The organism is Microbacterium karelineae (assembly GCF_009745985.1).
In the GTDB taxonomy this organism is placed as follows: Bacteria; Actinomycetota; Actinomycetes; order Actinomycetales; family Microbacteriaceae; genus Microbacterium; species Microbacterium karelineae.
In genome coordinates, this window is record NZ_WFIX01000179.1 from 72,138 (window position 1) to 93,984 (window position 21,847).

Below are 21,847 nucleotides of genomic sequence, written 5' to 3' on the forward strand. Positions count from 1 at the left end.
CAGCATCCATGATGCGCGCCCGATCTCCTGCACGGGAGCGCGTCCGCCCCTTCGGGCCCGTACCGGATCGCGGCGCTGAGACTCGCGCTCCTCCCGTGTGATTCAGTCCGCCCCCCTCGCGAGCCGCGCGCGCAGCGAGTCGAGCAGCAGCGTCGACCCCAGCTCGAAGGTGCGGTCGGCGCGGGCGTCGCCGCGCTCGGCCTCGTCGAGGAGGCGGCCGAGCGTGCGGGTGTCCTCCGACGGGCGCCACACATCGTCGGGGGAGGCGAGGTCGAGGCCGAAGCCGATCGCGAACGCGTCCATGACCGCGATGACCGTGAGCACCTCGTCCTCGGGGAAGCCCGCCTCCACGAGCACCGTCGCGAGCTCGTCATAGGCCTCGATCACGAGCGGGTGCGTGATCGTCTTCCCGATCAGCAGCGGCACGAGGGTCGGGTGGTCGGCGTACATGCGCCGGTGGGCATGCAGCGCGGCACGCACATACGCGTCCCATGGCCGCGGCGACGGATCCACGCGATACGACGTGATCAGCCGGCCGCGCATCAGCTCGACGATCTCGTCCAGCCCGTCCACGTGGTTGTACAGGGACGACGGCCGCACCCCGAGTTCGCGCGCGATCGCGTTGACGCCGAACGCCCGGCCCGCGCGCGCGAGCTCGAGGCCCGCGTCGCCGATGAGGGCAGGCGAGAGCAGGGGAGTGGATGGGCGGGCCATGGCGTCTCGTCTCGATCTCGCGGATGCGGATCCCCGCGGGGTTCCGTGCGGGGTTCCGTGCGGGGTGGTTCTCGTGCATAATAGCGAACACCATTCGTTGACGAATGGCATTCGTTTTACGATCCGGCGCACATCGTCGTGCACCCCCACGGAGAACCACCCATGACTCACGCAGACACCGGGGCCCGCGTGCCCCTTCGCGTCCCGACCGCGACCGCGACCTTCGCGATCGGCATCGCCGGCTATCTCGGCGTCAATCTGTCGCCGTACATGATCACCGCCGCGCAGGAGGGGCTCGGGCTCGACGTGCTCGCGGCGAGCTGGCTCGTGACCGCGACACTGCTGCTGACCGCCGTCACGGGGCTCGCGATCGCGCCGCTCTGCGCGGGGCCGCGACGGCGCACCGTCGCCCGCGTCGGGCTCGTCGCCGGTCTCGTCGCGTTCGGCGGCGCCGCGTTGGCGCCCGCGCTCATCCTGCCGGGCCTGCTGATCGGCGGCGCCGGCGTGGGCTGTGCGGTCGCCGCGTCGGGTGCCGCGCTCGCGGCGTTCCGGAATCCGGATCGCGTCGCGGGAGTCAACGGCCTCGCGAACCGCGGGGTCATCACGGTCGTCCTCGCCGTCGTCCCCGTGGTCGGCCTGGCTCCGCTGCAGGTGTTCGGATCCCTCGCCCTGTTCTCGCTCATCGGCCTCGTCCTCACCGCGTGGCTCCCCGCCGCGCCCATCGCGGCGTCGCACGCCGGATCCGCCGTCGCCGAGGCGATGCCGATCGAGGTGCCGCCGACAGGGACCGTCAGGACGGGGCCCGTACCCTCCCGCGCCGTGACGATCGCCGGATTCTCGCTGCTCGTCGTGTTCGTGCTGTGGGCCGTCAGCGAGGACTCGCTCTGGGCGATGGGCGGCGTGATGGGCGCCGCGCAGGCGAGCCTCACTCCCGCGGGGCTGGGCATCGCGCTCAGCGCAGCGACGGCCGGCGGGCTGCTGGGATCGATCGGGCTCATGATCGTCGGCGACCGCCTCGGCCGGGCGGCACCGCTCGTCGTGCTGCTCGTCGCGGGCGGGGTGCTCAAGATCCTGCACGGCTACGTCACCGACCCGACCCTGTTCATCGTCGTCTTCGTCGGCTGGAACACGATCTATGCCCTCGCGTTCATGTACTTCGTCTCGACGGCCGCCGCGCTCGACGCGGATGGCCGCTGGTCCGGACCGCTGCTCGCGGTCTACCTCATCGGATCCGCGTTGACACCCGTCATCGGCGCCGCGCTCACAGGCGCGTTCGGGTTCGAGGCGTTCGCCATCATCCTCGGCGTCGCGAGCTTCGTTCTCGCGGTCCCGACGGCTCTGATCGCACGGCTGTCGTCGCGCGCAGGCCGCGAGGCGGCGGAGCCGGTGCGGGAGGTCGCGGCATGACGCGCACCCTCTATCGCGGCGGCCGGGTCTTCACGGCATCCGACCCGGCATTCGTCGAGTCGTTCGTCGTGGATGGCGATCGGATCGTCTGCGCCGGGCCCGCGGCCGGGGCGCTCGCCGCCGACGAGGTCGTCGAACTGGGTGACGGCCTCGTCGTCCCCGGATTCATCGACGCGCACGCGCACCTCCTCATGCTCGGCGACGCGCTCGGCCAGGTCTCTCTCACCGACGCGCGCTCGCTCGGCGAGATCCAACGGCGGATCCGCGCCGCTCGCGAGGTGTCGGGCGGCGCGGTGCGCGGCCGCGGATGGCTCTTCGATTCCGTCCCGGGCGGCGCGCCGACGGCGGCGATGCTCGACGAGGCGGTCGCCGATGTGCCGGTGTACCTCGACGCCAACGACTATCACTCCTGCTGGATCAACTCCGCCGCGCTCGCGGAGCTCGGCATCACGCGTGAGACGCCGGATCCTGTGGGCGGACGCATCGGTCGCACGCCGGATGGCGAGCCCGATGGGATGCTCTACGAGACCGCCGCGCAGCAGTTCGCGTGGGCGCACCGCGACGCGACGGCGACCGATGCGCAGCGCGACGCCGCCGTGGAGCGTGTCGTCGCGGCGTATCTCGCGTCGGGCGTGACGGGTGCCGTCGACATGGCGTTCGACGAATACGGGCTCGCGGCCTTCGCGCGGGCGGCGGAGCAGGGCGCGATGCCGCTGCGCGTCGCGGCGCACTGGTTTGTGGGCAACGCCGACGATGACGCGGAGAATCTCGCGCAGGTCGCCCGAGCGGCCGAACTGGCGGCGACGGCGACACCCGGCGTCGACGTCATCGGGATCAAGCTGATCCTCGACGGCACGATCGACGCCTGCACGGCGGCGATGGGAGCGCCCTACGCGAACGGTGAGAACGCGGGCCCGATCTGGCCGACCGAGCGGCTCCTCCCGATCGTGGCCGCGGCGGATCGGGCGGGCCTCCAGATCGCGATGCACGCGATCGGCGACGCCGCGAGCACGCTGGCGCTCGACGCGATCGAGCACGCGATGCGCGTGAACGGCGATCGCCCGCGCCGGCACCGCATCGAGCACCTCGAGTACGCGGCGCCGGAGACGGCCACGCGGATGGCGCGCCTCGGCGTGACGGCGTCGATGCAGCCCGTGCATGCGGATCCCGCGATCTTCGCGAACTGGGCCGCGCAGCTCGGCGACGAGCGTGTGGGGCGCGGCTTCGCGTGGTCGGAGTTCGAGGAGGCGGGCGCCGTGCTCGCGTTCTCGACCGATGCGCCGACGGCGCCGCATGAGGCGCTCGCGAACATGTACGTCGCGTCGACGCGCGCGTCGGCCCTCGAGCCCGGTCTGCCCGCCGTGCAGCCGCACCGCGCGCTGCCCCTCGAGCGGGCCCTCGCGCACGCGACGCGCGACGCGGCGGCATCGATCGGGGCGGGATCCGATCGCGGGCGCATCGAGGTCGGGTGCGTCGCCGACTTCGCCGTGCTCGACGCGGAACCGTTTGCGCAGGGAGCCGAGGCACTGCTGACGGCCCGCGTCGTGCGGACGGTCATCGGCGGGCGCACGCGGTTCGAGGCGTAGCGGCGCTCAGCGCGCGCCGAGCATTCCCTCGGCGGCGCGCAGCAGCAGGGTGGCGCGGTCCGAGGTGTCGCCCCAGCGCACGAGCCCCTGGGCGTTGAGGCCGTCGATCATGCCGAGCAGCTGCCACGCGGCCGCGTCGGCGTCGTCGACGCGGAAGGATCCGTCGGCGGCACCTCGCTCGATGACGCCGCGCAGGAGGGCCGCCCAGGCGTCCATCTGCGCGCGGACCGCGGCGGCGAGGGTCTCGTTGCGGCGGCCGAGCGCCCACGCCTCGACCCAGATGGCCGTGACGTCGTCGCGCCCGCCGCCGACCGTCGTCCGGACGATCTCGGCGAGCGCGGCACGCGGCGCGAGCCCGGCGGCCAGCTGGGTGATCTCGGCGAGCTCGCCGGAGGTGATCTCGCGGAAGGTCGACGATGTCAGCTCGTCCATCGTCGGCACATAGTGCGCGACGAGCGCGGGGGCCACGTCGACGCGCGCCGCAACCGAGCGCATCGTGATCGCGGCGATCCCGTCGGCGAGGGCGATCTCCCGCGCCGCAGAGGCGATCTCGGCTCGGCGCTCCTCGGGGGAGCGGCGCGGGGCCCGGCGGCGCGAGGGGGCACTTGACATGAGACCACGATAGCGTCATCATCGATTCTATTGATCATGCGATCAATAGAAGGAGAGCACCACATGACCTGGCGGATGCCCGCGGAGACGGACCGGCACGCACGCACCTGGATGGCCTTCCCCCGCGAGGGCCCGACCCTCGGGGCGACGAGCGCCGAGCGCGACGCCGGCTACGCGGCGTGGACGGCCGTCGCGCACGCCGTCGCGGAGTTCGAGCCCGTGACGATGCTCGTCGACCCGAGCGAGACCGCGCGTGCCCGCCGCATGCTCGGCGGGCACATCGAGATCCTCGAGGCGCCCGTGGGGGAGTTCTGGATGCGCGACTCCGGCCCCACGTTCGTCGTCGACGATGAGAGGCCCGGCGCGCTCGGCGCGGTCGACTGGGTCTTCAACGGCTGGGGCGATCAGCCGTGGGCCCAGTGGCGCGGCTCGGCGGACCACGGCCGCACGGCCGGCCTCGCCGCCGGGGCCGAGATCATCGCCAGCGAGCTCGTCAACGAGGGCGGCGGGATCCACGTCGACGGCGAGGGCACGGTGCTCGCGACCGAGACCGTCCAGCTCGACCCGCACCGCAACCCCGGCGCCGACCGGGCGCAGGTCGAGGTCGAGTTCGCCCGCACGATCGGCGCATCGCGCGTCGTCTGGCTGCCCCGCGGACTCACGCGCGACTATGAGGAGTTCGGCACCCGCGGTCACGTCGACATCGTCGCGACGATCCCGTCGCCCGGCGTCGTCCTGCTCCACGAGCAGCGGGATCCCTCTCACCCCGACCACGCGGTCTCACGCGAGCTGCGCGCCTTCCTCGCCGATCAGACCGACGCGCGCGGCCGCGCCTTCGAGATCGTCGACCTCCCCGCGCCCGCGACCCTGCGCGACGACGCGGGATGGACCGACTGGAGCTACATCAACCACCTCGTCGTCAACGACGGCGTGGTGGCCTGCGGCTTCGGAGAGCCCGAGGCGGATGCACGGGCGCGCGACGTGCTCGCGGCCGTATACCCGGGGCGCACGGTGACGACCGTCGACGCACGAGAGATCTTCTCCCGCGGAGGCGGGATCCACTGCATCACGCAGCAGCAGCCGGAGGTGGCACGATGATCGAGGTGCATGAGGCGACGATCGCCGACCTGCAGGCTGCGCTGGCAGGCGGCGACACGACGGCCGTCGAGCTGGTGCGGGCGTACGAGGCGCGCATCGACGCGTACGACGGCCCGGACACGATGACGGCGCTGAACGCCGTCATCGTCCGCAACCCCGAGGCGCTCGCCGAGGCGGAAGCGTCCGACGCGCGCCGCGCGGCGGGGGAGACGCTCAGCCCGCTCGACGGGATCCCCTACACGGCGAAGGACAGCTATCTCGTCGCTGGCCTCACCGCAGCATCGGGGAGCCCCGCGTTCGCCGACCTCGTGGCCAGGCGCGACGCCTTCGCCGTCGAACGACTGCGCGCGGGCGGCGCCATCTGCCTCGGCCTGACGAACATGCCGCCGATGGCGAACGGCGGCATGCAGCGCGGGCTCTACGGCCGCGCCGAGAGCCCCTACAACCCCGAGTACCTCACGAGCGCGTTCGCGTCCGGATCCTCCAACGGATCCGGCACCGCGACGGCCGCGAGCTTCGCGGCCTTCGGCCTCGGCGAGGAGACCTGGTCGAGCGGCCGCGCCCCGGCGTCGTGCAACGCCCTCTGCGCCTACACGCCGTCGCGCGGCGTCATCTCGGTGCGCGGCAACTGGCCGCTCGTGCCGACGATGGACGTCGTCGTGCCGCACACCCGCACGATGGCCGATCTGCTCGCCGTGCTCGACGTCGTCGTCGCCGACGATCCGGATCCGCGCGGCGACTTCTGGCGCGCGCAGCCGTGGGTCGAGATCCCGGCCGCCTCGCGCGTGCGCCCCACGTCGTACGCGGGGATCCGCGGATCCCTCGCGGGGAAGACGCTCGGGGTCCCGCGCATGTACATCGGCGCGGATCCGGAGGCGGGCACGGCGGAGGGTCCCGGGATCGGCGGGCCGACAGGGCAGCGCATCGACACACGCGCGTCCGTCATCGCCCTCTGGGAGTCGGCGCGCGCCGACCTCGAGGCGGCGGGCGCGACGGTCATCGAGGTCGACTTCCCGCTCGTGTCGAACTACGAGGGCGACCGTCCCGGCGCCCCGACGATCGCCACGCGCGGCCTCGTGAGCCGCGAGTACCTCGCCCGCGAGATCCTCGACCTCTCGGCCTGGGGCTGGGACGACTTCCTGCGCGCGAACGGGGACCCGGCGCTCGACTCGCTCGCGGACGTCGACGGCGCGGAGATCTTCCCGCAGCCGGACGGCGCGCTGCCCGACCGCTACACGGGCTTCGACGACGACATCGCCGAGTATCCCGTGTTCATCCGCGAGAACCCCATCGCGGACATGACCCGGATCCCCGAGCTCGCCGGCGGCGTGCGCGGCCTCGAGGAGACGCGGCGCCTCGACCTCGAGGAATGGATGGACGGGCTCGGCCTCGATGCCGTCGTCTTCCCCGCGATGGCCGACGTCGGCCGCGCGGATATGGACGTGGATCCTGCCTCCGCGGAGGACGGGTGGCGCAACGGCGTGTGGGTCGCGAACGGCAACCTCGCGATCCGCCACCTCGGCGTCCCGACGGTGACCGTGCCGATGGGCACGGCGGACGACATCCGCATGCCGTTCGGGCTGACGTTCGCGGGCCGCGCGTACGACGACACCGCGCTGCTCGCGCTCGGCGCGGCCTTCGAGGCGACGCGCGAGCGCCGCACGCCGCCGCCGCTCACGCCGCCGCTCACGCCGCCGCTCGGCTGAGGATCGGGTTCATCGGTCGTCGAGCGCGTCCACGAACGCGCTCGTGATCGATGTCGGGTGCGTGATCGCCGTCCCGACGCACACGGCGTGCGCGCCGGCCCGCATCGCCGCGACGGCCTGCGCGGCGGAATGAATCCGGCCCTCTGCGATCACCGGAACGGCGATCCTCGCGGCGATCTCGGCCACGAGGGCGAGGTCGGGGCCATCGGTGCGCGGGCGTTCGGCGGTGTAGCCAGCGAGCGTCGTTCCGATGAGGTCCACCCCTCCGTCGGCGGCGGACAGGGCATCGTCGACCGAACCGCAGTCCGCCATGATGGCGACATCGCTCTCGGAGCGGATCGCCGCGACGGTCGCGGCGAGCGTGCGGCCGTCGGGCCGCGAGCGGCGGGTGCCGTCGAGCGCGACGATCGCCGCACCCGTTTCGGCGACGGCGAGGGCATCGTCGAGGGTCGGAGTGATGAACACGCCATCCGCACCGCGCTTGACGAGGCCGACGATCGGCACAGCGAGACGCTCGCGGCCGAGCCGGATGGCGTCGAGCCCCTGCAGTCGGACGGCGCCGGCGCGGCCGTCCGCCGCGGCCTCGGCGAGCTGCGCCATCGTCTCCGCGTGATCCATCGGCTCGCCAGGGTACGCCTGGCACGACACGATCAGTCCGCCCTCGAGCTGCGTGAGGTCGATCATCGCTCCTCCTGTCGCGACCGCGTCGCCCAGAGCGCGGCGCCCACCATCGCGGCACGCGGCCCGAGCTCGCTGCGGAGGACGTCGAGATCCTGGAAGGGCGCGGGCAGAATGGCGCGCACCGTATCGTGGACGACGTCCCACCAGAGCCCGTCCGATGCCGCGAGCCCGCCGGAGACGACGACCGCGGCGGGATCCGTCGCGACGACGAGCCCGGCGATCGCGCGGCCGATGGCCCGGGCGGAGATCGCGATGGACTCCGCCGCCAGGCGATCCCCATCTGCGGCGAGTCGCACGATCGCGCGAGCGTCGACCGCACCAGGATCCCCACCGCGCGAGAGGTGCAGTGCGCGAAGGCCGGGACCGGAGCCGATCGCCTCGAGATGACCGCGGAGTCCGCAGGAGCACGTCAGATCCTCGGCCTCGCTGACGGGGATGTGCCCGATCTCGCCGGCGGCATTCCGCGCTCCGATGAGCGGGCGCCCGGCGAGGAGCAGGGCACCGCCGACGCCCGTGCCGACGGCGATGACGAGCATGCTCGCCGTTGCGCCGCAGCCGCGCGCGCTGGCCTCCCCGAGGGCATGGGCCGTCACATCGTTCACTGCGCCGACCCGGACATCGCCGAACAGCGGCCGCAGCGCGGCGCGCACCTCGTCGGTCAGCCGCGTACCGACCCAGTCGGCGAACGACGCCGTCGACGCCACGACCACCCCCGATACCGGATCGATCGAACCCGCGGCTCCGATCCCCACCGTCGTGAGATCGGCACCCTCGTGCTCGGCGGCGATGCGCGCGACGAGCGAGACGATCGTGTGGATCACCGCGTCCGGTCCGTCCTGGGCAGGGGTGGACGCTGAGTGGACGGGGCCGACCCCATCGGGCAGGACGGCGGCCGCGGCGACCTTCGTCCCGCCGAGGTCGACGCCGACCGTGAGGTGGGGACGATTCCGGCGCGCATCCGTCATGTGAGCGAGGAAACGGAGTTTTCCGCAAAACCACAAGGACGGGTGCGTTCTCGTCTGATCGGATCGAATCACACAGAGGGGTTGCAGTCATACGCAAAACGTCGTTCTGTACCGAAGTATGACGACCTCGAGACCCGGAGTGCGCCCCCGCAGCGGATCGTGGCCGACCCAGGCCGACGTGGCGCGGGTCGCCGGCGTGAGTCAGACGACCGTGTCCCTCGTCCTCACGGGGCAGGGCGTCGCGTCTCGTCGCGTCAGCGAGGCGGTGCGGCAGCGCGTGCTGCGCGCGATCGACGTGACCGGCTACTCCGTGAACCTCGCCGCACAGTCGCTGGTCGGCGGGCGCACATCCATCATCGGCGTCTACACCTTCGAGTCCGTCTTTCCGACGGAGGCCGCCGACTTCTACTACCCTTTCCTCGCCGGCCTCGAAGCCGAGGCGGAGAGCCTCGGAATCGACCTCCTGCTCTTCACCTCGCTCACGCGGCGAGGACGCACGGGGATCCAGCGTCTCCGCACGGCCGATGGCTGCGTTCTCCTCGGGCGACACAGCAGCGAGACGGATCTCGCCGATCTCGTCCGCCAGGGACTCCCCTTCGCGTTCATCGGCCGCCGCGAGGCACACGGCCACACAGTGCCGTACGCCGGCGCGGACTATGCGGCGGCCACCGCCGAGGTCGTCGACCACCTGCTCGACCTCGGTCACCGCAGGATCGCGTTCGTCTCGGCCTACACGGGGCATGTCTCCGCCGCGGATCGGCTGCTCGGCTACCGACGCGCGACAGCCCGCGCGGGAACGCGCGCCGTGGTGTTCGACGGCGCCGAGACGGACGCGGGAGACGTGATCGACGAGGTGCGCGCCGCCGGCATGACGGCGATCGTCGCGGCATCGGACATGGCGGATGCCCTGCGTCGCGCGATGGACGACCGAGGGCTGCGGATCCCCGACGACATGTCGATCGCGCGTCTGGGTGACCCCGAGACGGTCGTCGACGCGGACCTCCAGTGGACGGGCTTCGTCATCCCCCGCGTCGAGATGGGGGCGGAGGCGATTCGCATCGTCATGCGTCAGCTGTCGGACGCCGAGGACGTCCTCACCCAGGTGCTCATCCCGTGCGAGTTCGCGCGGGGATCCACGACGGGCCCGCCGGCGGCGGGTTCGCAACCATGAACGAGAGGTGCCACGTGCGCGAGATGAAGACCGAGATCCTTGTCGTCGGGGGAGGGCTCGGCGGCGTCGCCGCAGCGCTCGCCGCCGTCCGCCACGGAGCGCGTGTGATCCTCACCGAGGAGTTCGCATGGCTCGGAGGGCAGGCGACGTCGCAGGCTGTTCCCTTCGACGAGCACCCGTGGATCGAGGACTTCGGATGCACGGCGACCTACCGAGAGCTGCGCGACAGAGTCCGCGACTACTACCGGCGCGCGTACCCTCTCACGCGCGATGCCCGCGAACGCGACGACCTCAACCCCGGGGCCGGATGGGTCTCGAAGCTGTGCGCCGAGCCGCGCGTCGTCGTCGCCGCCATCGATGAGATGCTGGCGCCGCATCGCTCTTCGGGGCGACTCCACGTGATCCAGCCGGCGAGGCCGATCGCCGCGCAGACGCGAGGTGATACGGTCGTCGGCGTCGATGTGGAGGACCTCCGCACAGGTGACATCACGCGGATCTCGGCGGACTACGTCATCGACTGCACGGAGACCGGCGACCTGCTTCCGCTGACCGGCACCGAGTACGTCACGGGATTCGAGAGCGCCGCCGAGACAGGCGAGCCGAGCGCACCCGACGACGCGCAGCCCGAGAACGTACAGGCCGTGAGCGTCTGCTTCGCGATCGAGCACGCTCCGGGAGATCACACGATCACCCGACCCGCGCAGTACGACTTCTGGCGGGAGTACACGACCGAGTACTGGGGAGCGAACCTCCTCAGCTGGAAGGCGCCGCATCCGCGCACCCTCGAGATCGCGGAGCGCCATTTCGAGCCGAACCCCGGCGACGACCCGCTCGAGGTCATCGCGGACCAGAGCGCGGACCCCGGGGACGGCAACCTCTGGACGTTCCGCCGGATCCTCGCCAAGGACATGTTCGAGCCCGGATCGTTCGACAGCGACGTCACCCTCGTCAACTGGCCGAGCATCGACTACTTCGACGCGCCGGTGTTCGACGTCGAGCCCGACGTCGCGAGCGAGCGCCTCGAGGCCGCCCGCCAACTGAGCCTCTCGATGCTCTACTGGATGCAGACCGAGGCGCCGCGCCCTGACGGCGGACGCGGATGGCCCGGGCTGCGTCTGCGCCCCGACCTGATGGGAACGGACGACGGGCTGGCGATGGCGCCCTATCACCGGGAGGGGCGCCGGATCCGGGCCCTCGAGACAGTGCGCGAGCAGGACGTCGCGCGTGCCGTGCGCGGCGTGGGCGGAGCGCGGTGCTACGACGACAGCGTCGGGATCGGCATGTACCGCATCGACCTGCATCCCTCGACAGGCGGCGACAACTACATCGACGTCGGCGCCGAGCCGTTCGAGATCCCTCTCGGCGCGCTCATCCCGCAGCGCATGTCGAACCTGCTCGCCGGATGCAAGAACATCGGCACGACTCACATCACCAACGGCTGCTACCGCCTGCATCCCGTCGAGTGGAACATCGGCGAGGTCGCGGGCGTGCTCGCCGCCAGGTGCCGCCGCGACGGCACCGCTCCGCACGTCGTCCACGGCGACCCGCTCCGCGTGGCCGAGCTGCAGGGCGCGCTCGCCGCAGACGGCGTCGAGCTCCGTTGGCCCGAAGGCGTCTCCGGGTACTGACCCGCACCAGCGAACCCTCTTCCACCTACGCAAGGAGTCATCATGGTTCACCGTCGAGCACTCACGCTCCTCTCCCTCACGGGCGCAGTCACGCTCGCTCTCGCCTCCTGCTCCGGCGCCGGCTCGCCGTCTGCCGAAGGGGACGGCCCCGTCGACCTGCGCATGACCGTCTGGACGGCCGACGAGGGACATCTCGCGCTGTTCGACGAGATCGCCCAGGAATATGTCGAGGCGAATCCCGGCCTCGTGTCGTCGGTGACGTTCGAGACCGTCCCCTTCGAGGACTACACGACGACGCTGACGACGCAGCTCGCGGGCGGCAACACGCCGGACCTCGCCTGGATCTTCGAGAGCAGTGCGCCCGAGTTCGTGCGATCCGGCGCGCTCGCCGATCTGGCGCCGACGCTGCAGGAGGCGGAGGGGTACGAGTACGACGACATCCTCTCCACGGCCCTCGCGCTCTGGTCGGACGACGCGGGCGTCTACGCCTACCCCTTCTCCAACTCGCCCTTCGCGATGTTCGTGAACACCGACCGCGTCGCCGAGGCCGGGCAGGAGGACCCCGCCGAGCTCGTCGCATCCGGCGACTGGACCTTCGACGCGGCGCGCGCCGTCGCGGCGGCGACGGCCGACGAGCTCGGCGGCGCCGGCCTCGTCGTGCGCGACTTCGAGTTCAGCGACTGGACCAACCTCTCGACGGTCTGGGGCGGCTGGGGCGCGAGTCCGTGGAGCGCCGACGGCGCGACGTGCGAATTCACAGAACCCGAGATGACCGACGCGATGACGTGGATCCACGACGCGGTCTTCGCTGACGGCGCCATGCCGTCGCCGGGAACGAGCGCGGACTTCTTCGCCGGCGACACGACGATGACGATCACTCAGATCTCGCGAGCAGCCGCGCTCGACGGCAGCTTCGAATGGGACATCCTTCCTCTCCCCGCCGGCCCTGACGGGCAGCAGAACGTCATCGGACAGGCGGGAATCGGAGTCTTCCAGAACGGGCAGAACCCCGAGGCCGCTGCCGACTTCCTCGCGCACTTCACGTCGCCCGCAAGCGCCGAGAAGCTCGCCGCGTACTTTCCTCCGCCCCGCCAGTCGCTCCTGAGCGCGGACGTGCTCGCCGAGGCGAATCCGCTGCTCTCCGCGGAGCAGCTCGAGAGCGTCGTGGTGCAGGGCATCGAGGGTGCCGTCACGAAGCCCGCGCACGCGAACTTCGCGCAGCTGCAGACGGCGATCCGCGGCGAGCTCGACGCCCTCTGGCAGTCCGACGCCGATGTCGACGCCGTTCTTGCGGACGTCTGCTCCGCTGCCGATCCGCTGTTCAAGGGCTGAACGTGCCGGCCACGAGCGCGACGGCGCGGACGGGGCGACCGCGTCGTCGCTCCGCCCTCGGGCGCCAGGACGCGATCACGGGGTATCTGTTCGCCGCGCCGGCGGTGGTCGGAGCCGTGGCGTTCGTCATCATCCCGTTGATCGCCGTGGGCTGGTACAGCCTCCACGAGTGGAACGTGCTGGCGGGCAGCTTCCTCTTCGCCGGCGGCGCGAACTACGAGCGGATGCTCGCCGACCAGGGGCTGCACGACTCGCTCATCGCGAGCGCGTGGTTCTCGCTCGGGATCCTCGTGCTGAACGTCTCGCTGTCGCTCGGGCTCGCGGTCCTTCTCAATCAGAAGGCGCCGGCGACGACGCTCTTCCGCGTGCTCTTCTTCTCACCCGTCGTCGTCTCGCTCGTCGCGTGGACGATCGTGTGGGGATTCCTGTTGCAGGCTGACGGCGGCATCAACGGCGTGCTCGCCGCGATGGGGATCGATGGCCCGAACTGGCTGCGCGGCAGCGTCACGGCGATGGTCGCCGTCGTCGTCGTGCAGGTGTTCAAGAACGTCGGACTGAACATGGTGCTCTTCCTGTCGGCCCTCCAGGGCGTGCCTGAGGAGATCCAGGAAGCCGCGAAGATCGACGGTGCGAGCGCGTGGCGCCGCTTCTGGGCGATCACGATGCCGATGATCAGCCCGACCGTGCTCCTCGTCTCGATGCTGACGGTCGTCGGCTCGCTGGAGACGTTCGCGCTCATCGACGTCCTCACCCAGGGCGGTCCCGGCAATTCGACGACCGTGCTCGTCTACTACCTGTTCCGGCAGGCATTCCAATTCAACGAGTTCGGCTACGCCAGCGCGATCGCGGTGCTGCTGTTCGTCATCGTGCTCGCCCTGACGCTCCTCCAATGGCAGACCCGGAAACGGTGGGTGCACCATGAGTCCTGACGACGGCACGGCGGCCGCGTCGCCCACACGCGAGACGCGCGCGCTCGTGGTCCCCGATGGCGCGCCCCGCGAGAGGCCGAAGGGCCGGCGCGCGTGGCGCCCGTGGATTCTCGTCGCCGTCATGGCCGTGCTCGCCGTTCCGTTCGTGTTCCCCACCTGGTGGATGGCGACCTCGTCCCTGAAGTCGACGAGCGAGATCCTGCGGATCCCGCCGACGTTCTGGCCGTTGTCGCCGTCGCTCGAGGCGTATCGGGATGTGTTCGCGCTGCAGCCGTTCGCGCAGCAGTACTGGAACTCGCTGTACATCGCGGTGCTCGTGACGGTGGGGACGATTCTCGTCTCCGCGCTCGCAGGATACGCCTTCGCTCGGATCCGCTTTCCTGGGGCGAACGCGCTCTTCGTCGTGGTGCTCGTGGGGCTGCTCGTTCCCAGTGAGGTGACGATCGTGCCGCTGTTCCGGATGGTGAACGCAGTCGGGGTCATCGACACGCACTGGCCGCTCATCGTCATCCCGATGCTCGGCGCTCCCAGCGTGCTCGCCACGTTCATCATGCGGCAGTTCTTCATCGGGCTGCCGCACGAGCTCGAGGAAGCGGGCACGGTCGACGGCCTGACCCGGTGGGGCATCTTCTGGCGCATCGCGTTCCCGCTTGCGCGCCCCGCGATCGCGGCTGTCGCGATCTTCACGTTCCTCAAGTCGTGGAACATGTACCTCGAGCCGATCGTCTTCCTCTCGAGCCGTCAGAACTTCACGCTCCCGCAGGCCCTCACGCAGTACGTCGACGCGTACGGCGGGCCGATGTGGAGCGTGCAGCTCGCGGCCACCACGCTCACGGTGATCCCGGTCCTCATCGTGTTCGTCTTCGCACAGCGCCAGTTCATCCAGGGACTCGCGCAGACCGGACTGAAGGGCTGAACGCGAGGCGAAGATGCCTCGGGAGAGCAGGATGACCATGCGCACGACACTCGCGCTCGCCGCGACGGCGGGCCTCATCGGATCCCTCCTGACGGGAGGCGCTGCATCGGCCGTGCCGCCGTCCGGATCGGGGAGCGACACGACGGATCCGTCGCTCGGCAGCATCGCGATCGTCCCCCTCGACGATCGCCCGTTCACGGAGGCGACGCCCGCCGAGATCGCACGGGCGGGTGGTCACACACAGCTTCAGCCTCCGATCGACGACCTCGGCGCGTTCCTCGAGCCTGCGGACGCCGACGGCGTCGGGGAGTGGTGGCGTGACTCCTCCGCGGACGCGGACGCGTCCGTCGTCGCGATCCCCATGCTCGCGTACGGCGGCCTCGTCGCGTCGCGGTCGTGCGACGCGACGCTCGAGACCGCGCGTGAGCGCCTGTCCGTCATCGACGACGTCGCGGCCGCGCAGCCGGACCAGCCGATCTATGCCTTCGATGTGATCCAGCGACTCGCGACGACGCCCACCGGCACGTACCCCGGGACATACGCCGGCGCCGTGCGCACGTGGGCTGTGCTCGAGGACCGCGTCGTGAACCTCGGACACGAGGAGCTGCGCGACGAGTACGAGGAGGCCGCGGCCGCGATCCCGCAGGAGATCAAGGACGACTACCGCTGTTCGCGTGCACGCAACCACGAGATCAACAGGGATTCGATCCGCGCCGTCGCCGAGGGCGTCATCGACTTCCTCATCCTCGGACAGGACGACGCCAGCGAGTACGGCCCGCATCGCGCCGAGAAGGAGGAGCTCGTCCGGCTGGTCGATGAGCTCGGGGTCGCCGATCGGGTGAAGATCTACCCCGGAGCCGACGTGCTCGGCGCCCTGCTGACGGGAAAGCTCGTGCTCGAGCGGCTCGACAGGAGCCCCACCGTGTCCGTCGAGTGGTCGCGTACACACGGCGACGACTGGATCGCCCACTATCAGGACATCCCCTACGGCACCCTCGTGGACGAGTACGTCACGACGCTCGGTGCGCAGCGCGATGACGCGGGCGGCGCCGATGTCGCGCTCATGGCCAACACGGGAGGCGCGGGATCTCTCGTCCCGTTCGCGGATCGGATCCACGAGCAGGTCGCGCGGGGCGCCCTCGTCGCGATCGGAGACGAGGCCCGCGCCGGCGTCGTCGATGGCGAACTGCGCGACCTCGTCGCCTCCCGCATCGATCTCGGACGGCTCGGCGGATGGTCGGGATGGAACGTGGGCGTCTCCCTCACACAGGCCGTCGTGCGCGCGGCGCTTCTCGACGCGAGTCGTGACGGCCTGATGGGAGTCGACGCGGGCTCCGTGAACGACGCGGCCTCCGAGCGGTGGCTGCTGACCCATGCCGCAGAGGCCCACCAGCGCCTCACCTTCATGGAGCTCGTCCACACCGACCGCTATCGCAATGAGGTCCGCGCGGACGTGAAGGCGTTCGCCGAGGACGCGGGCGATGATCCGCAGCACATGACGCAGGTCTGGGAGGACGCGAACCGGCTCGCCGTCGACCGCACGATCCCACTCGCGCGTGACCTCTTCGACGACGAGTTCGTCGGCGTCCCGATGGACCTCGGCGAGGTCGGCGGGAGGACGATCGTCGGCGAGATCGGAGACCTCGGCGATCTCGGCGTGCAGCTCGCGTGGCCGCGATACCAGGAGATCGACGTGCACGCCGATGTCGACGTCGTGATGGGGGAGCCTGCGTCTCCCGCGAGCGTCGATCTCGTCCCATCCGAGCGCAGCGTCATCCCCGAGACGGAGCAGACCTTCACCTGGACGGCGATCGCGCGCAACGACACCGCGCACGACCTCGTCATCGACGTCGAGGTGCGCGTCCCGGAGGGCTGGAGCGTGTCCGCGCCCTCGTCGGTCGCGCTCGCACCGCTCACCGCGCAGGACGTCGAGATCGCCGTGACGACGCCGGCGGTCGCCGCGGGCGCCGAAGAGGTCGTCGAGGCGGTGGCCGTCGTGGACGGCGACGAGGTCGCCTCGTCATCGGGAACCGTCACCGCGCGCCTGCGCAATGTCGCGGCGGCGAGCGAGGGAGCGGTGGCGACCGCATCAGGATGGTGGGGCTCCTATGAGCCCGGACGCGCGATCGACGGCAACTCGGCGAGCATCGGAAGTCGATGGATCACCGACGTCGGCGATCCGCACTGGCTCCAGGTCGACTTCGCCAAGACGGAGCGCATCGACTCGGTGGCGCTGCACCAGTACGGCGGCTTCCCGCTGCGCGACTACACGGTCTCCGCATCCACCGCTGACGGATGGGTCGAGGTCGCCGGTGTCCTCGGTAACGACGAAGAGGCGTCGCTTCTCACCTTCGACGCCGTCGAAGCGGACGCGATCCGCCTCGACATCGACGCGACGTCTGACGGCCGCGCCCGGCTCTACGAGATCGAGGCGACATGCCGCGATGCGGAGGTCTGCCTGGGGTGAGCACCGGAGGTTCCTCCCCGTCGCACGTCACGTCCCCTTCGCGCCGGCGATTCTTCGGGTTCGCGAGTGCCGATCTGCCCCGTAGCGCGCGGGAAGCGGCCAGACGGCACTCGCGAACGGTCGCTGGGCGTCGCGGTCAGTCCTCACCGAACGGATCCTGCTCCGTGAGGGCGTGGAGGAGCTCGCCGAGGCGGTGCACGTCCTCGACGGGCCAGTCCGCGAGGCGCGCGTGGAGCGTCTGCTCCTGCCGGGCACGCACGACGGCGAGGCGGGTGCGGCCGCTCTCGGTCGGCTCGATCACGAACGACCGCCGATCGGACTCGTCCGGTCGACGGGCGACGAGGCCGGCCTCCTCGAGGTCGCGCACCGCTCGGCTGACCTGGCCCTTGTCCATGTCGAGCCAGCCGGCGAGGGTCGACGCGGTCACGGGAGCGTGCCGCGCGATCACCGTGAACATCTTGAATGTCGCGGGGTGCAGGCCGGGCTGGAGCGACTCGGCGTTGCGCTTCACGAGGCGGCGGAACTGCGCGAACACATCGCCCAGGCTGGACTGGACGAACCGGATCGCCTCGGCGCGCTCGCCGTCGTCGGGGGTGTCAGTCATCGCGTCGCGGCGTGCCGGATCCGTCGGACTCGAATGTGGGGATCGCACCCGTCGACGCTACCGCGGTCTGCGCGGCGCGTTCGGCGCCCACGCGCGACTCCGCCCGCTCGTCGGCGGATCCCGTCGCCGCCCTGCGCTCCTCGAGCCGCTGGATCGTCGTCTGCGTGACGAGGCGCGCGTTCGGCAGGAAGCAGATGGCCACGAGGCTCAGCACCGCCAGCGGCACACCCACGAGGAAGGCGTGCGCGATCGCGTTGGCGGCGACGTCCTCGATGATCACGGCGATCGCGCCCGGCATGTCGCGCGTCGTCGGCAGGGTTCCGGCGGCGAGCTGCTCGGCCACGGCCCGGCCCTCGGTGCCGAGCGATGCGACCGCGGCGCCGATCTCGGCCATGCGGTCGGTCACCTGCTGCGTCATGCTCGCCGCGAGCACGGATCCCATGATCGCGACGCCCGCCGTGCCGCCGACGGAGCGGAAGAAGTTGACGCCCGAGCTGGCGACGCCCATCTGGGCGGGATCCGCCGAGTTCTGCACGACGAGCACGAGGTTCTGCATCGTCATGCCCGTTCCGGCGCCGAGCAGGAACATGAACACCCCGACGAGCCACAGCGGGGTGTCGACGTGCAGCGTCGAGAGCAGCCCCGTGCCGCCGACGAGCAGCACGCCGCCGAGGACGAGGTACGGCTTCCACACACCGGTGCGCGAGACGATCTGCCCGACGATCGTCGATGCGCCGAGCATCCCGGCCGCCATCGGGATCGTCAGCAGCCCCGCCTCGGTCGGGCCGAAGCCGCGCGCGATCTGCAGGTACTGGCTGAGGTAGATCGCGGTGCCGAACATCGACACGCCGATCGAGACGGAGGCGAGCACGGCGAGGGTGAACGTGCGATTGCGGAACATCCCCATGGGGATGAGCGGCTCGGCCGTCCGGCGCTCGACGAAGATGAACGCGATCGTCGCGACGAGGCCGATGCCGACCATGTAGAGCGTCTCCCAGCTCGCCCAGCCGTAGTCCGAGACGTTCGAGATCCACACGAGCAGGAATCCGGCCGCCACGCTGAGCAGCCCGATGCCGAGGTAGTCGATGCGGACCTTCCCCTCGCGGTGCTGCGAGATCCGGAGCGTGCGCACGATCACGATGAACGCGATGATGCCGAGGGGCACGCCGACATAGAAGTTCCAGCGCCAGCCGATCGTGTCGGTGAGGAGGCCGCCGAGGAGCGGGCCGCCGACCGTGCCGATCGCCATGATGCCCGCCATGAGCCCCATGTAGCGACCGCGCTCGCGGGGGCTGATGATGTCGGCCATGAGGATCTGCGCGAGCGCCTGCAGCCCGCCGCCGCCGATGCCCTGCAGGGCGCGGAAGAAGATCAGGGTCTCGACGTTCTGGCTCAGCCCGGCTCCCGCGCTGGCGAGCACGAACACCGTCAGGGCGATGAGCATGAGGACCTTGCGGTTGAGCAGGTCAGACAGCTTGCCCCAGATCGGGGTCGAGATCGCGGTCGTGAGCAGGGTCATGGTGACGACCCACGTGTAGGAGGTCTGGGATCCGCCCAGCTCGGGGACGATGATCGGCAGCGACGTGCCGACGACGGTCATCGACATCATCGAGCAGAACATCGCCAGGAGCAGACCCGAGAGGGCCTCGAGCACCTGGCGACGCGACATGGTGGCGGAGACGGTGGTGGAGTGCGGAGAGCTCACGCGCGTCCTTTCTCACGAGAAACGGGGACGGAGCGCGGCGACATCGACGCGCAGAAAGTTGATGTACGTCAACTATAAAACCTTGGTTGACTTTACGCAACTATCTGAACGACGTGCGTCGTTCCCGAAGCTCCCGACGTGCTCGGCTAGGGTCGTGAGGGTGCTGACCCCCGATCTGCAGGCCCGCGTCGTGGCTGACTCGCGAGACCGGGTCGCGTGGCTCAGGGCCCGCTCGCAGGGGATCACCGCCACCGACGTCGCGCACCTGTCGACGCCCGCCTCGGTCCTGCGCGCGGCGAAGCAGAAGCTGCAGCCGTCGAGCTTCTCGGGCAACGCCTACACCGACCATGGTCGCCGCCGCGAGCCGGAGATCGCCGCCTGGGTCGAGCGCGAACACGGGATCCTCCCGTCGACCGCCCTGTTCCGCTCCGACTCCGAGAAGCGCCACCTCGCCACGCCCGACGGCATCGCGCAGGACGACGACGGGCGCGTCACGCTCTCCGAGATCAAGACCACGAACAAGCCGTGGCGCACGATCCCGCGGCAGTACCTGCGCCAGGTGTGGTGGCAGCAGCACGTGCTCGGCGCCGAGCGCACGCTCTTCGTCTGGGAGGAGCATCGCGACTTCCGTCCCCTCCACGACGACCCGAAGTGCGTGTGGATCGACCGCGACGAGAGCGAGATCGAGGGGCTCGTCACGATGGCGACCGCCCTGATCGACGAGCTCTACCAGCTGACCACCGGCCAGAAGATCCCGCAGGGCGACATGAGTCCGCGCGAGCAGGCCATGCTGCGCGCCGCCACCCAGGACGCCTACCGCGCCCTCGCTCTCACGGACTGACGGAATCGAGCCGCCAGAGGGGCGACTCGATTCCGTTGTCCCTCTGGGCGGATCCGGCTTCGCCGTCCGCCTGGCCCAGCCCACCACATCCTCAGCCTCGATCAGCACATCCTCAGGCTCACCGATTTGGTGGCGCGCTCCCTGCTGTCGTACGATTGCGGAAGCCGAAGACCGCCGGTCGTCGGAACGCGTGCGAACGTGATCCGATCGAAGCACTGCAGACGCAGGGGCCCGCGCAGGTGTACTGAATCTCTTCCCTGTTCAGCAGGATCCCAGAGCTCCGTGCGCTTGCGCAGGAGCTTTTGTCATGTGTGCGGGCAGGCGGCGCGGCCGGCACCTCACCACCGTGAGGCGCCTCGTACGTATCAAGGAGTGGCCATGGCGCTGAAGGAAGCATCGGTCGCCGAGCTCACCGACAAGTTCGAGAGCTCGACCGCCGTTCTGCTGACCGAGTACCGCGGCCTGACGGTTGCCGAGCTCAAGGAGCTCCGCGACAGCATTCGTCAGGATGCGGAATACGCCGTGGTGAAGAACACGCTGACCAAGATCGCCGCGGGCAACGCGGGGGTCACGGGCCTCGACGACGACCTCCAGGGGCCGTCGGCGATCGCCTTCGTGCACGGCGACCCGGTCGCCGTCGCGAAGGGTCTGCGCACCTTCGCCAAGGCACACCCTCTTCTCGTGGTCAAGGGCGGGTACTTCGACGGTGCCCCGCTCTCGGCGGAGGAAGTCAACAAGCTCGCTGACCTGGAGAGCCGTGAGGTTCTGCTGTCGAAGGTCGCCGGCATGATGAAGGCCTCGATGTCGAAGGCTGCCGCCGTGTTCCAGGCGCTGCCCTCGAAGACCGTTCGCACGGTCGAGGCGCTGCGCGAGAAGACGGAGAACGCGGGCTGATCGCCCACGTTCGCACAACCCACCTACCTAGCTGAAAACACACAGGAGAATCAACATGGCGAAGCTCAGCACCGAAGAGCTGCTCAGCGCGTTCGAGGAGCTCACGCTCATCGAGCTCAGCGAGTTCGTGAAGGCCTTCGAGGAGAAGTTCGACGTCACCGCCGCCGCCCCGGCCGCCGTGGCCGTTGCCGGCGCCCCGGCCGCCGCCGCTGAAGAGGTCGAGGAGAAGACCGAGTTCGACGTCATCCTCGAGGGTGCCGGCGACAAGAAGATCCAGGTCATCAAGGCCGTCCGCGAGCTCACCTCGCTCGGTCTCGGCGACGCGAAGGGCCTCGTCGACGGCGCCCCGAAGGCCGTTCTCGAGGGTGTCGCGAAGGACGCCGCCGAGGACGCCAAGGCGAAGCTCGAGGAGGCCGGCGCCTCCGTCACGGTCAAGTAAGACCGCGGCCTCAGCGCCTCTTTTCCGCGAAGCCCGCGGAGCCGATCACGGCTCCGCGGGCTTCGTCGTGTCCAGCGCCTGAAGTCCACAGGTCTTCCGCGAGTCCGCTGCGAATCGCACCGGATTCGCGGAAGACCTGTGGACTTGTCCGG

The 21,847-nt window shown here is 70.6% G+C and carries 19 protein-coding genes; 13 read left to right on the plus strand and 6 right to left on the minus strand.

The window, feature by feature from the left end; translation table 11 throughout:
* Window positions 1-102: 102 nt before the first annotated feature.
* Window positions 103-714, minus strand: coding sequence for a TetR/AcrR family transcriptional regulator (locus tag GB932_RS08375; protein ID WP_197517393.1), 612 nt, complete (start codon window positions 712-714; stop codon window positions 103-105).
* A 162-nt stretch (window positions 715-876) separates the two neighbouring features.
* Here GB932_RS08375 and GB932_RS08380 point away from each other — a divergent pair, with 162 nt between their 5' ends.
* A complete protein-coding gene (locus tag GB932_RS08380; protein ID WP_156760241.1) occupies window positions 877-2,121 on the plus strand; it encodes an MFS transporter in 1,245 nt (414 codons plus the stop codon).
* The gene (locus GB932_RS08385) at window positions 2,118-3,707 is read left to right on the plus strand and encodes an amidohydrolase (protein ID WP_156760242.1); all 1,590 of its coding nucleotides are present in this window, start codon (window positions 2,118-2,120) and stop codon (window positions 3,705-3,707) included. Before GB932_RS08380 ends, GB932_RS08385 begins: the two co-directional genes overlap by 4 nt.
* Before the next feature lie 6 nt (window positions 3,708-3,713).
* Here GB932_RS08385 and GB932_RS08390 read toward each other — a convergent pair whose 3' ends face one another.
* Complete coding sequence (locus GB932_RS08390) at window positions 3,714-4,319, minus strand: TetR/AcrR family transcriptional regulator (protein WP_156760243.1); 606 nt, start codon at window positions 4,317-4,319, stop codon at window positions 3,714-3,716.
* 63 nt (window positions 4,320-4,382) lie between these two features.
* On the opposite strand from GB932_RS08390, the gene GB932_RS08395 reads away from it, so the two are divergent.
* Both GB932_RS08395 and GB932_RS08400 read left to right on the plus strand, forming a co-directional pair.
* On the plus strand, window positions 4,383-5,417 hold the full coding sequence (locus tag GB932_RS08395) for an agmatine deiminase family protein (RefSeq protein ID WP_156760244.1): 1,035 nt from the start codon (window positions 4,383-4,385) through the stop codon (window positions 5,415-5,417).
* The gene (locus GB932_RS08400; protein ID WP_156760245.1) at window positions 5,414-7,123 is read left to right on the plus strand and encodes an amidase; all 1,710 of its coding nucleotides are present in this window, start codon (window positions 5,414-5,416) and stop codon (window positions 7,121-7,123) included. The genes GB932_RS08395 and GB932_RS08400 overlap by 4 nt, the downstream gene beginning before the upstream one ends.
* A gap of 9 nt (window positions 7,124-7,132) precedes the next feature.
* Here GB932_RS08400 and GB932_RS08405 read toward each other — a convergent pair whose 3' ends face one another.
* Both GB932_RS08405 and GB932_RS08410 read right to left on the minus strand, forming a co-directional pair.
* Window positions 7,133-7,807, minus strand: a complete 675-nt coding sequence (locus GB932_RS08405) for an N-acetylmannosamine-6-phosphate 2-epimerase (protein WP_156760246.1) — start codon at window positions 7,805-7,807, stop codon at window positions 7,133-7,135.
* On the minus strand, window positions 7,804-8,769 hold the full coding sequence (locus tag GB932_RS08410; protein ID WP_156760247.1) for an ROK family protein: 966 nt from the start codon (window positions 8,767-8,769) through the stop codon (window positions 7,804-7,806). The genes GB932_RS08405 and GB932_RS08410 overlap by 4 nt, the downstream gene beginning before the upstream one ends.
* Before the next feature lie 118 nt (window positions 8,770-8,887).
* Between GB932_RS08410 and GB932_RS08415 the strand changes: the two genes are divergently transcribed.
* From GB932_RS08415 to GB932_RS08440, 6 genes are read left to right on the plus strand one after another with little or no spacing between them, the layout of a single operon-like run.
* A complete protein-coding gene (locus tag GB932_RS08415) occupies window positions 8,888-9,940 on the plus strand; it encodes a LacI family DNA-binding transcriptional regulator (RefSeq protein ID WP_156760248.1) in 1,053 nt (350 codons plus the stop codon).
* 23 nt (window positions 9,941-9,963) lie between these two features.
* Complete coding sequence (locus GB932_RS08420; protein ID WP_156760281.1) at window positions 9,964-11,568, plus strand: FAD-dependent oxidoreductase; 1,605 nt, start codon at window positions 9,964-9,966, stop codon at window positions 11,566-11,568.
* A 42-nt stretch (window positions 11,569-11,610) separates the two neighbouring features.
* The gene (locus GB932_RS08425; RefSeq protein ID WP_156760249.1) at window positions 11,611-12,900 is read left to right on the plus strand and encodes an ABC transporter substrate-binding protein; all 1,290 of its coding nucleotides are present in this window, start codon (window positions 11,611-11,613) and stop codon (window positions 12,898-12,900) included.
* A gap of 2 nt (window positions 12,901-12,902) precedes the next feature.
* The gene (locus GB932_RS08430; RefSeq protein WP_231916082.1) at window positions 12,903-13,829 is read left to right on the plus strand and encodes a carbohydrate ABC transporter permease; all 927 of its coding nucleotides are present in this window, start codon (window positions 12,903-12,905) and stop codon (window positions 13,827-13,829) included.
* Window positions 13,819-14,745, plus strand: coding sequence for a carbohydrate ABC transporter permease (locus GB932_RS08435; RefSeq protein WP_197517395.1), 927 nt, complete (start codon window positions 13,819-13,821; stop codon window positions 14,743-14,745). Before GB932_RS08430 ends, GB932_RS08435 begins: the two co-directional genes overlap by 11 nt.
* A 37-nt stretch (window positions 14,746-14,782) precedes the next feature.
* Window positions 14,783-17,212 (plus strand): DUF4127 family protein, encoded by a 2,430-nt coding sequence (locus GB932_RS08440; RefSeq protein WP_197517396.1) that lies wholly within the window; start codon window positions 14,783-14,785, stop codon window positions 17,210-17,212.
* 136 nt (window positions 17,213-17,348) lie between these two features.
* Here GB932_RS08440 and GB932_RS08445 read toward each other — a convergent pair whose 3' ends face one another.
* Entirely contained in the window at window positions 17,349-17,816 is a 468-nt protein-coding gene (locus tag GB932_RS08445) for a MarR family winged helix-turn-helix transcriptional regulator (protein WP_156760252.1), read from the minus strand.
* Window positions 17,809-19,485, minus strand: coding sequence for a DHA2 family efflux MFS transporter permease subunit (locus tag GB932_RS08450; RefSeq protein ID WP_156760283.1), 1,677 nt, complete (start codon window positions 19,483-19,485; stop codon window positions 17,809-17,811). Before GB932_RS08450 ends, GB932_RS08445 begins: the two co-directional genes overlap by 8 nt.
* Before the next feature lie 199 nt (window positions 19,486-19,684).
* On the opposite strand from GB932_RS08450, the gene GB932_RS08455 reads away from it, so the two are divergent.
* The 3 genes from GB932_RS08455 (at window position 19,685) to rplL (ending at window position 21,695) form a co-directional block, all read left to right on the plus strand.
* Window positions 19,685-20,362 (plus strand): YqaJ viral recombinase family protein, encoded by a 678-nt coding sequence (locus tag GB932_RS08455; RefSeq protein WP_156760284.1) that lies wholly within the window; start codon window positions 19,685-19,687, stop codon window positions 20,360-20,362.
* A gap of 378 nt (window positions 20,363-20,740) precedes the next feature.
* The gene (rplJ, locus tag GB932_RS08460; RefSeq protein WP_156760253.1) at window positions 20,741-21,256 is read left to right on the plus strand and encodes a 50S ribosomal protein L10; all 516 of its coding nucleotides are present in this window, start codon (window positions 20,741-20,743) and stop codon (window positions 21,254-21,256) included.
* Window positions 21,257-21,311: 55 nt separating this feature from the next.
* Window positions 21,312-21,695 carry a 50S ribosomal protein L7/L12 gene (gene rplL / locus GB932_RS08465; RefSeq protein ID WP_156760254.1) on the plus strand — a complete coding sequence of 128 codons (384 nt, stop codon included), beginning with the start codon at window positions 21,312-21,314 and terminating at the stop codon, window positions 21,693-21,695.
* Window positions 21,696-21,847 lie beyond the last annotated feature (152 nt).

Excerpts from the sequence above, each read along its gene's own strand:
- GB932_RS08400 (WP_156760245.1), top strand. The coding sequence starts at position 5,414 with ATGATCGAGGTGCATGAGGCGACGATCGCCGACCTGCAGGCTGCGCTG.
- rplL (WP_156760254.1), top strand. The coding sequence starts at position 21,312 with ATGGCGAAGCTCAGCACCGAAGAGCTGCTCAGCGCGTTCGAGGAGCTC.
- GB932_RS08425 (WP_156760249.1), top strand. The coding sequence starts at position 11,611 with ATGGTTCACCGTCGAGCACTCACGCTCCTCTCCCTCACGGGCGCAGTC.
- GB932_RS08375 (WP_197517393.1), bottom strand. The coding sequence starts at position 714 with ATGGCCCGCCCATCCACTCCCCTGCTCTCGCCTGCCCTCATCGGCGAC.
- GB932_RS08435 (WP_197517395.1), top strand. The coding sequence starts at position 13,819 with ATGAGTCCTGACGACGGCACGGCGGCCGCGTCGCCCACACGCGAGACG.
- rplJ (WP_156760253.1), top strand. The coding sequence starts at position 20,741 with ATGGCGCTGAAGGAAGCATCGGTCGCCGAGCTCACCGACAAGTTCGAG.
- GB932_RS08415 (WP_156760248.1), top strand. The coding sequence starts at position 8,888 with ATGACGACCTCGAGACCCGGAGTGCGCCCCCGCAGCGGATCGTGGCCG.
- GB932_RS08390 (WP_156760243.1), bottom strand. The coding sequence starts at position 4,319 with ATGTCAAGTGCCCCCTCGCGCCGCCGGGCCCCGCGCCGCTCCCCCGAG.
- GB932_RS08420 (WP_156760281.1), top strand. The coding sequence starts at position 9,964 with ATGAAGACCGAGATCCTTGTCGTCGGGGGAGGGCTCGGCGGCGTCGCC.
- GB932_RS08440 (WP_197517396.1), top strand. The coding sequence starts at position 14,783 with ATGCGCACGACACTCGCGCTCGCCGCGACGGCGGGCCTCATCGGATCC.
- GB932_RS08450 (WP_156760283.1), bottom strand. The coding sequence starts at position 19,485 with ATGTCGCGTCGCCAGGTGCTCGAGGCCCTCTCGGGTCTGCTCCTGGCG.
- GB932_RS08380 (WP_156760241.1), top strand. The coding sequence starts at position 877 with ATGACTCACGCAGACACCGGGGCCCGCGTGCCCCTTCGCGTCCCGACC.
- GB932_RS08410 (WP_156760247.1), bottom strand. The coding sequence starts at position 8,769 with ATGACGGATGCGCGCCGGAATCGTCCCCACCTCACGGTCGGCGTCGAC.
- GB932_RS08405 (WP_156760246.1), bottom strand. The coding sequence starts at position 7,807 with ATGATCGACCTCACGCAGCTCGAGGGCGGACTGATCGTGTCGTGCCAG.
- GB932_RS08445 (WP_156760252.1), bottom strand. The coding sequence starts at position 17,816 with ATGACTGACACCCCCGACGACGGCGAGCGCGCCGAGGCGATCCGGTTC.
- GB932_RS08395 (WP_156760244.1), top strand. The coding sequence starts at position 4,383 with ATGACCTGGCGGATGCCCGCGGAGACGGACCGGCACGCACGCACCTGG.
- GB932_RS08385 (WP_156760242.1), top strand. The coding sequence starts at position 2,118 with ATGACGCGCACCCTCTATCGCGGCGGCCGGGTCTTCACGGCATCCGAC.